This is a genomic window from Asticcacaulis sp. AND118 (genome assembly GCF_020535245.1).
In the GTDB taxonomy this organism is placed as follows: domain Bacteria; phylum Pseudomonadota; class Alphaproteobacteria; order Caulobacterales; family Caulobacteraceae; genus Asticcacaulis.
In genome coordinates this window covers 559,580-574,839 of record NZ_CP084911.1, presented here as the reverse complement: position 1 = coordinate 574,839, position 15,260 = coordinate 559,580, and the positions used below count along the sequence as shown (strand labels likewise).

13 protein-coding genes are annotated in these 15,260 nt (G+C 63.3%); 6 read left to right on the top strand and 7 right to left on the bottom strand.

The window, feature by feature from the left end:
* Positions 1-313: 313 nt before the first annotated feature.
* Entirely contained in the window at positions 314-2,635 is a 2,322-nt protein-coding gene (locus LH365_RS16030; RefSeq protein WP_226745567.1) for an EAL domain-containing protein, read from the top strand.
* 500 nt (positions 2,636-3,135) lie between these two features.
* Positions 3,136-3,510 carry a cytochrome c family protein gene (locus LH365_RS16025; protein WP_226745566.1) on the top strand — a complete coding sequence of 125 codons (375 nt, stop codon included), beginning with the start codon at positions 3,136-3,138 and terminating at the stop codon, positions 3,508-3,510.
* A gap of 3 nt (positions 3,511-3,513) precedes the next feature.
* Here the strand turns inward: LH365_RS16025 and LH365_RS16020 are convergent, their stop codons facing one another.
* The 4 genes from LH365_RS16020 to LH365_RS16005 all read right to left on the bottom strand — a co-directional run bounded on the left by LH365_RS16020 (position 3,514) and on the right by LH365_RS16005 (position 7,745).
* On the bottom strand, positions 3,514-4,422 hold the full coding sequence (locus tag LH365_RS16020) for an XdhC family protein (protein ID WP_226745565.1): 909 nt from the start codon (positions 4,420-4,422) through the stop codon (positions 3,514-3,516).
* Positions 4,419-6,608 carry a xanthine dehydrogenase family protein molybdopterin-binding subunit gene (locus LH365_RS16015; RefSeq protein WP_226745564.1) on the bottom strand — a complete coding sequence of 730 codons (2,190 nt, stop codon included), beginning with the start codon at positions 6,606-6,608 and terminating at the stop codon, positions 4,419-4,421. Before LH365_RS16015 ends, LH365_RS16020 begins: the two co-directional genes overlap by 4 nt.
* 2 nt (positions 6,609-6,610) lie before the next feature.
* Positions 6,611-7,033 (bottom strand): (2Fe-2S)-binding protein, encoded by a 423-nt coding sequence (locus LH365_RS16010; RefSeq protein ID WP_255606790.1) that lies wholly within the window; start codon positions 7,031-7,033, stop codon positions 6,611-6,613.
* Between the two features lie 94 nt (positions 7,034-7,127).
* Positions 7,128-7,745, bottom strand: a complete 618-nt coding sequence (locus tag LH365_RS16005) for an NTP transferase domain-containing protein (protein ID WP_226745562.1) — start codon at positions 7,743-7,745, stop codon at positions 7,128-7,130.
* A gap of 122 nt (positions 7,746-7,867) precedes the next feature.
* Here LH365_RS16005 and LH365_RS16000 point away from each other — a divergent pair, with 122 nt between their 5' ends.
* A complete protein-coding gene (locus tag LH365_RS16000; protein WP_226745561.1) occupies positions 7,868-9,085 on the top strand; it encodes a multidrug effflux MFS transporter in 1,218 nt (405 codons plus the stop codon).
* Positions 9,086-9,088: 3 nt separating this feature from the next.
* On the opposite strand, the gene maiA is transcribed toward LH365_RS16000, so the two are convergent.
* Positions 9,089-9,718: a maleylacetoacetate isomerase gene (gene maiA / locus LH365_RS15995; RefSeq protein WP_226745560.1), complete on the bottom strand. Its 630-nt coding sequence runs from the start codon at positions 9,716-9,718 to the stop codon at positions 9,089-9,091.
* Positions 9,715-10,425 (bottom strand): Crp/Fnr family transcriptional regulator, encoded by a 711-nt coding sequence (locus LH365_RS15990; protein WP_226745559.1) that lies wholly within the window; start codon positions 10,423-10,425, stop codon positions 9,715-9,717. Before LH365_RS15990 ends, maiA begins: the two co-directional genes overlap by 4 nt.
* 191 nt (positions 10,426-10,616) lie before the next feature.
* Between LH365_RS15990 and LH365_RS15985 the strand changes: the two genes are divergently transcribed.
* The 3 genes from LH365_RS15985 (at position 10,617) to LH365_RS15975 (ending at position 14,043) form a co-directional block, all read left to right on the top strand.
* Complete coding sequence (locus LH365_RS15985; RefSeq protein WP_226745558.1) at positions 10,617-11,006, top strand: response regulator; 390 nt, start codon at positions 10,617-10,619, stop codon at positions 11,004-11,006.
* Positions 11,007-11,139: 133 nt separating this feature from the next.
* Positions 11,140-12,756: a pectate lyase gene (locus LH365_RS15980; protein WP_226745557.1), complete on the top strand. Its 1,617-nt coding sequence runs from the start codon at positions 11,140-11,142 to the stop codon at positions 12,754-12,756.
* 12 nt (positions 12,757-12,768) lie between these two features.
* Positions 12,769-14,043 (top strand): MFS transporter, encoded by a 1,275-nt coding sequence (locus LH365_RS15975; RefSeq protein WP_226745556.1) that lies wholly within the window; start codon positions 12,769-12,771, stop codon positions 14,041-14,043.
* A 33-nt stretch (positions 14,044-14,076) separates the two neighbouring features.
* On the opposite strand, the gene LH365_RS15970 is transcribed toward LH365_RS15975, so the two are convergent.
* Positions 14,077-15,234 carry an aldose epimerase family protein gene (locus tag LH365_RS15970; protein WP_226745555.1) on the bottom strand — a complete coding sequence of 386 codons (1,158 nt, stop codon included), beginning with the start codon at positions 15,232-15,234 and terminating at the stop codon, positions 14,077-14,079.
* Positions 15,235-15,260: the final 26 nt, after the last annotated feature.

Sequence of the window (15,260 nt, the reverse complement as noted above, 5' to 3'; positions counted from 1 at the left end):
TACGCGCCCCCTGCGCCCAAGCCGTCGCTCCGATGCAATTTTGTCTGTCAATAAGCCCGACTGTGGCATCGATACTACAACAGATTAACCGCGCTGCTTCCGCCCCGAGCCTAAGGCCATAAACCACCGCACGATCTCACATCGCAAGACTAGTTTCACCCGAAACGCGCAATAAAGAGACACTACATCGCGACTGACAGCAATAATTATGGTTAACCAATCGTGAATATTCGCTTTCCACTCGAAAAATTCCACAACATTTGGAAAATACTAACACATTGACGTTAGCGTGACCGGGCCGAGGTATTGAATCATGACGTCACCCAACGCCGCGACTTCGCTTAAGGACCGCATCCGCAAATCGGGCGCCCTTATTGTGCTGCTGGCTCTTTCTGTTCTGCTGACCGTGATCGAAGCGGGTCAGCCGCTGGAACTTTTCCTGCGCGCCGCGCGCAATTCCTTTCAGAAGATGCCCGTCAGCGGCGAAATCGTCGTGGTCGGCGTCGATGATCCGGCCCTGTCCGCCCTTGGCCCCTGGCCGTGGAAGCACGCCCATATGGCCGGCCTGACCGATCGTCTGTTCACCGACGGCGCCAGACGCGTCTTCTATATGACGCCGCTGACCGATCAGGGCGAAACCCAGAACAATCTGCTGGCCGAAACTTTCGCCCGTCATCCGGATCAGGTCTTCGTCTCGGCCAAGGCCGATTATCGCCTCGGCCGCAAACGCACCCGTTACGTCCTGCCGCCGGAGCGCCTGCGCGAAGACGCGCAGACCGTCTCACTGGTGCGCATGGTCGCCTTCTGGGGCGGCTTCACCTCCGTGCCGTACAAGACCAATGTCGAGGGGCAGGCCCTCGACTCCATCGAGTCGGTCTTGTCGGGCGTGTATGGCGACACCCAGCAAAAATTCCCGATCAACTACGCCTTCGATTCCAGCACCGTACCCTATGCCAGCGCCGCCGACGTGCTGAGCGGCAAGATCGCGCCCGGCGAACTGAAGGGCAAGGATGTCATCGTCGGCTTTAATGCCCCCAGCCTGGGCGAGCAGATGCGCGTCCTGGGTCAGGGCCACAAATCGCCCGCCGCCACCGTCGTCGTCATGGGCGCGGAAACCCTGAAGCACGGCCGCCCGCTGCAGCTCGGCTGGCTGCCCGCGTGGCTGCTGTCCGCGCTGACGGCTGCCGCCCTGCTTAGCCCGCGCCTGAAAGGCGGCAAGCCTTTGCTGCTGGCAGGGGCCATAGCCGTGCTGCTGATCGTGCCGGGTGTGCTGGAGCGCTTCAATATCTTCGCTGACATTATGGGCGGCGTCACCCTGCTCTTCCTGACCGGCGTCTATGGCCTTTGGCGTCGCTTCGGCGCGCAGGAAAAGAAGGGCGGCACCATCAACCCCGTGTCCGGCCTCTATACGCCTAACGCCATCCGCCACGAAGACCGCCTCGACGGGCGTCAACTGGTCGCCGCGCGCATCCGCCGCTACGCCGAAATGGTCAGCGCTCTGCCGCCGGAAGCGGAGCGCCTGCTGGTCAAGGAAATCGTCGCGCGTCTCGAACTGGGCGCCGGCGGCGCGCAGCTCTATCACGGCGACGACGGCAACTTCTTCTGGCTGTCGAACCTCTACGACCACGACCTGCTGATCGAGCAGTTCACCGCCCTGCACGTCATCTTCCGCAGCCCCATCCGTTTCGCGCGCAACTCCTTCGACGTCGATATCTCCTTCGGCGTGGACCGCGAGTTCACCCTGCCCGTGTCGCACCGCCTGACCAGCGCGCTGGCCGCCGCCCACTCCGCCGAACAGGACGGGACGCGCTGGCGTCTGCACGATCCGTCGCAGATCAGCGAGAAGGAATGGAACCTGTCGCTGCTGGGCGAACTGGACGATGCGCTCAATGCCGGCAAGATCTGGGTCGCCTATCAGCCCAAGATGGACCTCTACAGCAAGGAACTGCTGGGCGCAGAGGCGCTGGTGCGCTGGACGCACGAGACGCGCGGCCCCGTCAGCCCGCTGGAATTCGTCGAAATGGCCGAGCGCCACGGACGCATCGACCGCCTGACCGACTTCGTGCTCAACGACGCGCTTAAGGTCGCCAAGACGGTGCTGGTCAACAAGCCGGAATTCCGCATCTCGGTGAACATCTCGCCCAGCCTGCTCGGCTCGCGCGCCATCATGGACATGGTCAAGGCCGCCATCGACCGCCATCAGGTGCCGCCGACGTGCCTGATCCTCGAAGTGACCGAAACCCACGCCATCGCGCAGAACGAGATGCCCAGCCTGCTGATGGCCGAATTCCGCGCCATGGGCATAGGCCTGTCGATCGACGACTACGGCACCGCCCTGTCGACGCTGGAATATCTGCGCAAGATCCCGGCGACGGAACTGAAGATCGATCGCCGCTTCACGCAGGACATCTGCGACAACAAGGCCGATCGCGCCGTGATGAAGTCGACCATCCAATTGGCCCACGCGCTGGGCATGAAGGCCGTGGCCGAAGGCATCGAGACACTGCAAGTGCTGTCGCTGCTGACGCGCATGGGCTGCGATATGGGTCAGGGCTATTACATTGCCCGCCCCATGGACGCCAAGGCCTTCCTGGCGCGCATGGCCGCCGAGATCGAACAGCTCCGCCACGGCTGACAAAAGTTTACGTAACGTCATTATTTTGACCCGTTGCCGCCCGGCAGCGGGTCTTTTTTACTTACGTGCCTGCGCGTTAGACATGGTTTTAAACCGCAACGGACCTTTTTAACCTTTGGCGTCAGGCATAGCGGCGTAGTGTCGCGCTTTCGATTCCGTCCTCATCTTGATTTCATTGTGAATTTCGTCCGTAGCGCGAAAAAGCGGGTTAATCTCGCGTAAAAAATCTTGGTTAATGCTTGTAAACCATATTAGAAAATGTTAACCATACTCTCACAGCGATAGGGCTGTTTGAGCGTATATAGTGAGGCATATCATGTGGGATTGGCTGTTCGGCTACGGTTTCTAAAACCTGCCATAACTCTTTAGAAAGGCCCCTTTTTAAGGGGCCTTTCTTGCGTTTGGCCCTCGCTTTACTGTGAAGTCGATTTCAGGGTTTACGACTTCGCCACGCCCTTTTAGACATAGGTCTGAAACCGCCCTCACCCCACAGGATGGCCATGTCTAAACGTCTCAATTTCAAACCGCTTGCCGGCGCGCTAATACTTGTCGCCTGCGTCACGCCCGCACAGGCTCAGGACGCCGTCGCCGGCAAGAAGGCCTTCGGGGCCTGCATGTCGTGCCATTCGGTCAAGCCGAGCGCCACAGGCATCGGTCCGTCTCTGGCCGGCGTGGTCGGCAAGAAGGCCGGCACCAATGACGCCAAGTTCAAATATTCCGCCGCCATGAAGGCCGCCCCCGCCTGGAGCGAGGCGCAACTGGACAGGTTCCTGAGCGATCCGAAGGCTGCCGTGCCCGGCAACACCATGGCCATGGCCCCGACCAAGGACGCCAAGAAGCGCGCCGACATCATTGCCTATCTGAAGGCCAATTAAAGCTCAGGACACCGCCCCAACTCGCCAAGCCCTGACGACATCCCCCATGATCGACAGGGCGATTTCCGGCGGGGTCTTCGCGCCTATGTCGAGACCCACCGGCCCGTGGATGCGCGCGGTCTGCGTCTCCGGCCAGCCCTGCGCCCGCAGCGTTTCGATACGCCGGGTGTGGGTGCGGCGGCTGCCCAGCGCGCCGATATAGAAGGCCTGAGAGCGCAACGCCGCGGCGAGTATATCCGGTTCGTAGTCGTGATCGTGGAACAGGCTAACCACCGCCGTGGCCTCATCGACCAACGCCGCCTCCCAATCCATCCCCGGCCGCAGCGGCAGGATCAGATCGGCGGCGGTGCGCTCGCGCGTCGTCTCGTCCGGCGACACCACCGTCACCGCAAACTCGCTCAGACGCGCCATACCGGCCAGAACCGGCACGATCGCGCCCTGCCCGGCCAGCAGCAGACGCGGTTGAGGCTGGTATGGCCGTAGGAACCGCCCCTCAGACCCTTCGCAGGCATAGACGGCTTCGCGCCGCTCACGCCGCGCGACGACCAGTTGCCTCAGCGTGTCGTCGGGTAAGGTCACGTCAAAGCAAACATGGATGCCCGATCCGCACGGCAGCACGATGTCGCGGAAACGCGAACCTTCACCATAGAGTTCGACATGGTTGCGCCCGCGCGCCATGGCCGCCAGCGCATCGCGCACCAGCGCCTGTTCGGCGCAGCCGCCGGTGATGGCTCCGATCGCGCGCCCGTCACTGGCCACCGCGATCTGACTGCCCAGCGGGCGTGGCGACGAACCGTCCACGCCCACAAGCGTCAGAAGCGCGGTCTCCAACCCTTCGCGCCGCCAGGCCCACAGATCATCGAGCACATAGTCGACATAGTGCGGGACGGCGATGTCCAGAACGTCGCTCACGCCTTTTTTGCCAGCGCTTCCGTCGTCAGCGGCAGTTTGCGCACCCGCACGCCGGTGGCGGCGAAAATGGCGTTGCACACGGCAGGGATGACCGGCGGCAGGGCCGGCTCGCCCAATCCCGTCGGCGGGTTGTCGCTGAGGATAAAGTGGGTGTCGATGCGCGGCGCTTCGGACATGCGCATCAGCGGCACGTCGTGGAAGTTGCTCTGCACGGCGCGGCCCTTCTCGAAGGTGATCAACTGACGCAGTTCGCCGATGCCGTCGATGACCGAGCCCTCGACCTGATTGATCGCGCCCGCCGGATTGATGATCTGCGAACCGACATCGCCGACCACCCAGACCTTAAGCACCCGCCATTCGCCTTGCGGGGTGACGCGCACCTTGGCCACCTCGGCAAAGTAGCCGCGATGGCTGAAATAGGTCGCCACGCCGAAGCCTTCGCCCGGTTTAGGCTTCGTCTGACCCCAGCCCGAACGGATTTTCAGCGTCTCCAGCACGGTCTTGATGCGCTTCAGGTCGTAGGCCGCGGCCCGCCCGTCTTTCGGGGCCTCCGCAGACGCTTTCAGCGCGTCTTCGACCAGTTGCAGACGGAAATCGAGCGGGTCCTTGTCCGTCGCGTGCGCCACCTCATCGAGGAAGCATTCGTGGACATAGGCCAGCGAATTGGACGACGGCGCGCGCAGATAGCCGGTCGGGATCAGGGTCTCGATCAGCGACTGCTCCAACTGATAGTTGGCGACCGTCATCTGGGCGAAGCCGTCGGGCGTGATGCCCGCGCCCTGCGCCGGCTTGCCGTCGCGCCCGAAGGTCACGCCATGGGCGCGATAGGCCGTCAGCCCGCCCGCCTTGTCCAGACCGGCCTGCAGGCGATGATAGTTGCCGGGGCGGAAATAGTCGTAGGCGATATCGTCTTCGCGCGTCCACAACAGCTTGACCGGCACGCCGGCCTTCTGCGCCACGGCGGCCGCTTCGAGCATGTAGTCGTTTTCCAGCCGCCGCCCGAATCCACCGCCACCGCGGATCATGTGCACGGTGATCTTCTCTTCGGGTATGCCCAGGGCCTGCGACACCAGACGCCGGCCACCGCCGGGCAATTGGGTCGGAGCCCAGATTTCGATGCCGTCCGCGGTCACCTTCGCCGTGCAGTTCTGCGGCTCAAGCGGCACGTGCGGAATGAAGGGCGTCTCGTAAACGGCCTCGATGGTCTGGCTCGCCGCAATCAGCGCCGCCTTCACGTCGCCCTTGGTGCGGACGGCTTCGCCTTCGCCGGGCAGCAGCTTCGCTGCCTGCGCGTCATAGGTCGCCGTGTCGTGCGGCGTGCCTATGCTTTCGTCCCAGACGACCTCAAGCTGATCGCGCGCCGTCTTGGCGTACCACCACTTGTCGGCGACGATAGCCACGCAGTCCTGCAGGCCGTGGAAATCGCCCTTACCTTCCAGGGTGAACACCTGCGTCACGCCGGGCAGCTTGCGCACGGCGTCCAGATTGGCCGATCTGAATTTCGCACCATAGACCGGCGGCTTGGCCAGTACGGCGTATTTCATGCCCGGCACAACGGTATCGATGCCGAAGATGGGCTCACCCCTGACGATTTTCGGGCTGTCGACGCCGCCTTTGAATTGCCCGATCAGGGTAAAGGTCTTGGGGTCCTTCAGCGCCACCGTCGTCAGGTCCGGCACGGACACCTTGGCCGCCGCTGCCGCCAGCTTGCCGTAGCCGATGCGCTTGCCGGTCGGCTTATGAATCACCTCGCCTCTGGAGGCCGTCAGTTCGCCCGCCGGCACATTCAGCGCCTGCGCCCCGGCTTGCACGAACATGGCGCGCACCGCCGCGCCGGCCCGGCGCATATTGTCGTAGTTCATCGGCGTGGTCATCGAGCCGCCCGCGAACTGCGGCCCGTAGGCCTTTTCATTGAGCGGCGCGGTTTCGACCTTCACCTGCGCCCAGTCGACCTCCATCTCCTCGGCGATGATCATCGGCAGCATGGTCTTGACGCCCTGGCCCACCTCCGGGTTCTTGGCGCGGATGGTCACGGTCCCGTCGGCGGCGACGGCCACATAGTCGGTCAGTTGCGCGGCGGCGGACTGCGCCTCGGACGGCGACGCGCCGAAGCCCAGAACGAAGCCGCCCCCGGCCAGCAGACCGGCGGACACGAACAGGCGGCGTGAAAGCTTGATATCGTTCATGATCATACCTCCCGCGTATCGGTCAGGGCCACGCCCGCCGCCTTCTTGATGGCCGAGCGGATGCGGGTATAGGTGGCGCAGCGGCACAGATTGCCGTCCATGGCCGCATCGATATCCTCATCGGTCGGTTTGGGCGTGCCTTTCAGCAGGGCCGCGGCGCTCATGATCTGCCCCGCCTGACAATAGCCGCACTGCATGACGTCGACCTCAAGCCAGGCCGCCTGCAGCGCCTTGCCTTCCTTCGTTGCCCCTATGCCCTCGATTGTGGTCACCGCGCTGCCTTCGACGGAGCCGACGGGCGTGATGCAGGCGCGCACCGGCGTCCCGTCCACATGCACCGTACAGGCCCCGCACTGGGCGACGCCGCAGCCGAACTTGGTGCCGACCAAACCGAATTCGTCACGCAACGCCCACAGGAGCGGCATGTCTTCGGGCAGATCCTGTTCGTACGCCTTACCATTGATGCTGAACTTCAAGGCAGCCTCCCCTGAATTATCCGATGGTGTGTAAACGGGCAGGCTATGCCCCGCCCTGGAATGATGTCTGGATACCAGACCACAGTTTGCGCGCCGCCGCCAGATCGTCCGGCGTATCGATATCGAACAGGGCCCCTGCGGTGGTTTCCACCACCGCTGTTTCAACGGGGTTCGCGGCGATGATCCGTCGCGCCCCTTCGTCGCCCGATAACGATTGCAAGGCCTTGAAGTACGCGGAACCGAAGGCGACCGGCGGACTTTTGAGGCCGCCCGTCGCGCTGATGGCGATGCTTGCACTTCCGTTGAGGCGCGACAACAGCGCCTCGACCTGCGTCAAGGGCACGAACGGCATGTCGGCCAGACAGACCAGCGCCCCGTCGCCGCCGCTCAGATAGTTTGCCGCCAGAGCCAGATTGTCGCCCATCCCGGCATTTCCCGCTGCGGGCGTCAGTGTCTCGAAGCCCAGCGCTTCCAGTTGCGGACGCAGGCCCTCCGATCCCACCATCGCCAGCTTGCGCTGCCACAGGCGCGCGGACAGCCGCCGGGCCGCGTGCAGCCCCAGCGGCCGCCCCCCCAGATCGGCCATCAGCTTGTCTTCGTCGTCGAAGCGCCGGGACCGTCCGGCGGCCAGCAGGATCAGCGCCATGTCTTTGGATTGCATTCCCACAGTGTGGCATAGATCGCCCTGAAGGCCAATTTTCCTGAAGCCCATTTTCCTGAGGTATGGGTTTTCTCAAACTAACCGTTCCTTTCGTAACCTTCGGGAGGTATAGGGGGCCCGTCATGTTCAAGCTCCCCCCGAAGGACATCCCGCCGTTCCCCGAATTCGTCGCCATCATCGCCGCCTGCATGGCCGCGACGGCGCTGAGCGTGGACACCATGCTGCCCGCCCTGCCGGCGATGGCGGCGGACTTCGGCATCAGCAACGCCAACCGCATGCAGTTGATCATCTCGATCTTCTTCATGGGCATCGGCATCGGACAATTCATCTGCGGCACGCTTTCCGACTGGCTGGGGCGCCGGCGCGTGCTGCTGGGCGGTCTGACCCTCTACGTGCTTCTGTCGCTGACCGTGTCGCTGGTCACCGATCTTGAGCACATGATCCTGCTGCGCTTCTTTCAGGGCGTAGCGGCGGCCTCGGCCAATGTCATCCCGCGCTCGGCCATCCGCGACCTCTATTCCGGCGCGCGCATGGCCAAGGTGCTGTCCACCTCGCACGTCATCTTCCTCGCCGTGCCGATCATGGCCCCCAGCCTGGGCCAGTTGATCATGCTGGGCTTTCCGTGGCGCGGCATCTTCTTCATGCTGACCGTAGCGGGGCTTCTGGTCTTCCTGTGGGTGTGGCTGCGCCTGCCCGAAACCCTGCCGGCAGATCAACGCTTCGCCCCCTCACCGGGCAAGTTCCTGCGCGTCGCCGGCTATATCGCATCCGAGCGCACTTCGCTCGGTTACGGACTGGCCGTGACGGTAATGACGGCTATGATCCTGTGCTACCTGTCGATGATGCCGCAAATTTTCGAAGAGGTTTTCCATCAGCCCGGCTATCTCGGCCTCGTCTTCGCCCTGTGCGCCGGGGCCATGGCGGTGGGCGCCTTCACCAATATCAAGCTGGTCGAGCGGCTGGGGACGCGCGGCATGTCGCATCGTTCGCTCACCGCCCTGATCGTGCTGTCGAGCATCCACGTCGTCTGGGCTTTGCTGGGTTACGAGACCCTGATCAGCTTCACCGTCCTGCAGGGCCTGACCATGATGTGCATGGCCATGTGCACCTCGAACTTCACCGCCATCGCCATGGAAAAGGTCGGCCACGTCGCCGGCACCGCCGCGTCGCTGCAGGGCGTGCTGTCGATGGTCGGCGGTGGCCTGATCGGGGCGTGGATCGGTCAGTTCTGGTCCGGCGGCGTATGGTTGCTGCCGCTGGCGTCGCTGGGGCTCGGCCTGACCGCCATCGCCATCATCGCTGTGGCCGAAAAGGGCCGGCTCTACAGCAATCCGGCCTGAAGATTACTCCGCATCCCATTGCAGATCCGGGTGCGTTACGCTGAACGCCTCGTGGTCGAGACACGCGACCTCGGCGTCGTGCAGGCGCGGCCAGCGCAGCTCGACGCCGAAGCGCCGGGCATTGGCCATCTGCGGCACCAGAAACACATCGGCCAGCGTTATCTGCCCCCCGAAGCAGTAGGGCCCGGCCTGTCCCTCCAGCAGCGCCTCGCAGGCGTCGAAGCCCGTGGCGATCGTCTCGCGCGCCCAGGCCTTTACCCCGTCTTCGTCCTGCCCCAGCGCCTTGAGGCGGTTGAGCACGCGCAGGTTCTGCAACGGATGGATTTCGCAGGCGATGGCGTAGGCGAAGGCGCGGATACGCGCCCGTTCCAGCGCTGTGCCGGGCAGCAGTAAGGGCTCCGCCTGTATCTCATCGAGATATTCGCAGATGGCCAAAGACTGGGTGAGAATGTCCCCGTCATCGGTTTCCAGCGCCGGGACCAGCCCCTGCGGATTGATCTTCAGATAGGCCGGCGCACGCTGATCGCCGTGGCGCAGATGCACCGCGACCTGATCGCAGGACAGGCCTTTCAGCGCCAGAGCGATACGCACGCGCCAGGCGGCGGAAGAACGGAAATAGCCGTGCAATTTCACTTGGCCGAAACCTCATTGTCTGCGCTCGACGGATAGACTCCCGCCAGCACCTCGTCGAAATGGGCCCGGACCTGCGCCCCGCAGCCGCAGGCGCGTTGCCTCAGTCCGGCCGGATCACGGATTTCCACCCGCCCGCGCACGGTCGCCAGCAGGCCGTCGCGCTGCAGTACGCCCATCACGCGGCTGACATAGGCCCGCCCGACCCCCAGCATAGACGACAACTGATCCTGCGTCAGCGGGATTGTGGCGGTCTCCGTCCGGTCGAGCGCCATGGTCAGCCAGCGCGCCGCGCGCTGCTCGATCGTGTGGGTGGCGTTGCAGGCCACCGATTGAAACACCTGCGCCAGCAGGCAGTCGGCATAACGGGCGAAGAAGTAGCGCAGGGTGAGGGATTCGGTTTTCAACTTTTCCAGGGCCTGCAGATCGATGCGCATCAGCTTGCCCGGAAACTGCACCTCGGCGCAGGAAAAGGCCGGGAGCCGACCCTGACTGACGATGCCGCCGATCGCGCCCTCGCGTCCGACCAGCGCGGTTTCCACCCCGCGCCCGTCGTCGAGCAGCACGCGGAACCCGACCAGCGTCGCCCCCAGCGGGAACCAGGCGTGACGCACCACATCCCCGTTGTTGAACAGCACCGTGCCGCGCCCGGCCTCGATAGTCTCCATCTTCTCCTGCAACCGCATGCGGTCGGCCGGCCGCAGAGCCATCAGGAGGTTGCTTCTGACAAATTCGGGATGCGCTGCGTCCATGCTCTTCTCCACCGGTTTTTTGGAACTATCTGACGGAGCTATGTGTACGAGTGCACATACAATGCCGCCATGCCGGGCTAGGCACAGTGTCGCAAGGTTTCGATAAAACCGCGTTCCCCCAAAAGGCCATAGAAAGGTCTGGTCTGTCCATGGCGTCCGACGCCCCCGTGATCCTGCTGGCCGAACCGCACCCGCCCAGCGCCGACCTGATCTCTACACTGCTGGACAATCTCGGCCTGACGTCCCACGTCGTGACCACGAGCCAGTCCCTGCTGGAATACCTGCTGACAGATGGGGCGTCGGTTGTGCTTCTGAGCATCGACCTGCCGGACATGGACGGCTTCGGCACCACACGGCAAATCCGCGATCTGGAACGCAAGCGGCTCATCCCGGCGGTCGTGGTCATCGGCCTGACGCCTCAGGGTCTGATCGACGAGCGGCATTTGTGTCTCGACGCCGGTATGGACGGTCAGGTGTCCAAACCCGTGAGCATCGGACGTCTGAGCGCCGCCCTGTCGCCCTATCCCCTGCGCCCCTGACAGCTTCTCAGGGCGTGCGCTCCCGCTTTTCGTAAATTTTTATGTTGGCGCACTGGAAACCGGTGTCATTACCGTATAAGGTGGCACCAACCAATAAGAACAGGCGGAACAGTAAGGGAAAGACGCGCAAATTATGGGTCATTTTGTAAAATCGATTGCACGTTCGCTGAGCGTCATAAGCGCCGTACTGGCTTTCAGCATCCCCTTCGCCGTTCAGGCCGCCCCCGCGCCGTCCGACGGCGCCATTAAGAAGGCGATGCGCCGGGCTACGGAATTCATGGTCGAAAAGGTCTCGACCCATGGCGGCTATGTCTGGTCTTACCTGCCTGACATGTCGCGCCGCTGGGGCGAGCTTGAGGCGCGGCCGAGCATGATCTGGGTGCAGCCGCCGGGCACGGCGACCATGGGCCACCTCTTTCTCGACGCCTATCACGCCACCGGCGACGACTATTACTACACCGCCGCCGAAAAGGCCGCCGCCGCCCTCATCTTCGGTCAGCAGGACAATGGCGGCTGGAACTATTTCATCGACTTCGGCGGTGAAGCCTCGACAAAGCAGTGGTACGATACGGTCGGCAAGAACGCCTGGCGCATGGAAGAGTTCCAGCACTACTGGGGCAACGCCACCTATGACGACGAAGGCACCATCGAGACGATGACCTTCATCCTGCGCGTCTATCTCGAAAAGCACGATCCGAAGTACAAGCCCGTCCTCGACAAGGCGATCGACTTCGTGCTCAAGAGCCAGTACCCCAATGGGGGCTGGCCGCAGCGCTATCCGCTGAAGTACGAATTCTCGCACCACGGCAATGCCGACTATACCTCCTACATCACCTTCAACGACGATGTGGCCGCCGGCAACGTGCGCTTCCTGATGCTCTGCTATCAGGCGCTGGGCGAAACCCGCGTGCTCGACGCCATCAACCGCGGCATGAACGTCTATATTCTGGCGCAGAACGGCGCGCCGCAGGCGGGATGGGCATTGCAATACACGACCGATCTCAAGCCCGCCCCCGCCCGCACGTACGAGCCGAAATCGCTGTCGTCGCACACCACCGCCAGCGCCATCGGTCAGTTGATGAACTTCTATCGCCTGACCGGCGACACCAAATACCTGACGCCCATCCCGGCGGCGCTCGACTGGCTTGAGTCCGTGCGCATCCCCGGCGAAAAGCCGCTCTATCCCACCTTCGTCGAACTGGGCACCAACAAGGCGATCTACGTGCACCGCGAAGGGTCGAACGTCGTCAACGGCCGCTATTATTTCGACTACAACCCTCAGAATACGCTGCGCCATTACGGCGCGACGCGTTCGGTCAATGTGCCGAAGCTGCGCGCGGAATATGAAAAGCTGAAGGCCACTCCGCCGGAAGAAATCTCCAGGGATTCGCCGCTGAAACCCGGCCCGGCCAAACCCTTGCCGCGGTATTTTTTGATCGAATCGCACGGCGATTCCGACCTCAACCACGCCCGCAATGCCGAAACCACCGACCAACTGGTCAAGAGCCTGAACAAGGACGGCTGGTGGCCGACCCAACTGAAATCGACCTCCAACCCCTATGCAGGCGACGGATCGAAAACTCCGGCCGAAGGCGACTTCCGCTCGACCCATGTCGGCGACAAGACCGACACCTCGCCCTACGTCACCGATACGCCGGTCATCGGCATTTCGACCAGCGTCTATATCGACAACATGAAATCGCTGATCGGCGCCCTCAACGCCAATTCGGCCAATAAAGACAACAAGTAGGAGGACGTCGCCATGCAGGCACCTTCGGGCACCAACGCGCCGGCGGGAGCGACACGCTACCGCTGGCTGGTCGTGACGCTGCTGTTCACGGCCATGGTCATCAACTATGTCGACCGCCAGACGGTCAGTCTGCTCAAGCCCACGCTGCAGACTGAATTTGGCTGGAGTGAAATCGATTACGCGGATCTCGTTTTCTGGTTTCAGTTCGCCTACGCCCTCTCCTATCTCGCCTTCGGCAAGATCGTCGATCGTTTCGGTGCGCGCGTGGGCTTCTCTCTGGCCTTCGTGATCTGGCAGGCCGCCCATATCGGCCACGCCGCCATGACCTCGCTGAAAGACGCCATCTTCGCCCGCGTCTTCCTCGGCATCGGCGAAGGCGGGGCTTTTCCCGGCGGCGTCAAGGCCGTGTCGGAATGGTTCCCCAAGTCCGAACGCGCTTTCGCCATGGGCCTGTTCAACGCCGGCACCAATATCGGCGCCATCGTCACGCCGCTGGTCATACCCGCCATCACCCTGGCCTTCGGCTGGCAGGCGGCCTTTATCTTCACCGGCGTGGTGGGCCTTTTGTGGCTGCCCGTCTGGTGGGTGCTATACCGCCGCCCGCGCGAGCACAAGAAGGTCAATGCGCTGGAACTGAACCACATCGAACAGGACCCGGTCGTCACGGTGCAAAAAGTATCGTGGCTCAAGGTTCTGAGCACCCGCGAAACCTGGGGCTATGCGCTGGGCAAGTTCCTGATCGACCCCATCTGGTGGATGTTCCTTTTCTGGCTGCCGGATTTCCTGCACAAACGGCATGGCCTCGACCTCAAGACCTTCGGCCCGCCGCTGGTCGCCATCTACCTGTTGTCGGACATCGGTTCGGTCGGCGGCGGCTGGCTGTCGTCGCAGTTCATCAAGCGCGGCTGGAGCGTCAACGCGGCGCGCAAGGTGACCATGCTGTTCTGCGCCTGTCTGGCCCTGCCCGTCGGTGTAGCGGCGCTGGCCGACAATCTGTGGGTCGCGGTGCTGATCATCGGCGTGGCAACAGCGGCGCACCAAGGCTTCTCGGCCAACCTCTACACCCTGCCGTCGGATGTTTTTCCGAACGGCGCGGTCGGTTCGGTCGTCGGCATCGGCGGCATGTTCGGAGCTTTCGGCGGCATGGCCATGGCCAAATATGCCGGCTTTGTCCTCGACAAAATCGGCTCCTACACGCCGATCTTCGTCTACGCCGCCACGGGCTACTTCCTCGCCCTTCTGGCCGTGCATCTGCTGATGCCGAAGCTCGAACCGGCCAAGCTCTGATACTGAAAAGCCCGGTCTTACGACCGGGCTTTTTTAGTTTGGAAAGGCCTCTTTCAACGTCTTCGCCGTGCCGAAACGGATCGACGTCACCGAGTGGAAGGCCTCACCCGGACGCAGCACAGTGGACGGAAATTCCGGCCGGTTGGGGCTGTCCGGAAAATGCTGGGTTTCCAGCGCATAGCCGTCGCGCGGCCATATCCGATTGCCTGCCCGCCCTTTCAGCATTCCGTTGAAGCCGTTGCCGGTGAAAAGTTGCAGGCCGGGCTCGGTCGTCTTCAATTCCAGCGTCCGGCCGCTCAGCGGGTCCCAGGCTCGCGCGGCCACGCTCAGCGCAGCCTGGGCCGGTTTGGTCAGTACGAAATTATGGTCGAAGCCACCGCCGATCTTCAGTTGCGGATCGGCCTTGACGATCTGCTCGCCGATCAGGGCGGGCTTGCGAAAATCGAACGGCGTGCCGTCCACGCGCCGAAACGCCCCCGTCGGCAGCTTTTTGTCCGACAGGGTGGTGATGGCGTCGGCCCTCAGTTGCAGATACTGCCCGTCGGTCGAGCCCGACGTCGCGCCGGCCAGATTGAAATAGGCGTGGTTGGTCAGGTTGATCACCGTCGCCTTGTCGGTCGTGGCGCGATAGTCGAGCGTCAGGGTATCGTCATCGGACAGGCTGTAGGTCACCGACACAAGCATCGTGCCAGGAAAACCGTTCTCGCCATCCGGACTCACATAGCTGAGCGTCACCGAGCGGCAGCCCAATGGCTGACACGGTTGTGCCGTCCACACGTGCCCGGAAAAACCCGGCCTGCCGCCGTGCGCCACCGTTCCGCCCCGGGGGTCGAGCACCACGCGCTGACCGTCCAGCACAAAACCGCCCCCCGATATGCGATTGGCGAAACGCCCGACCACGGCGCTGAAATTGGCCCGCGCCTCGTGCGCCTTCAGGTCGGCAAGGTCGAGCACGACATTATCGAACCGCCCGCGCCGGTCGCGCACGCGCACCGCATCGAGAATCGCGCCGTAGGTCAGGACCGACACCTCGGTGCCGTGGCGATTGCGCAGCGTATAGCGCTCGACCGCCTCGCCCCCGGCCGTGACGCCGAAGGGCACATGGCTTACCTCCGGCGCTTTCAGGCCGGAGATAATTCCGGAAGTCATCAGGGCAATGGCCGCGAACGGCAGGGCAAAAATCAGACGCATAATCGCAGCCTAACCCGCCCCCTCTC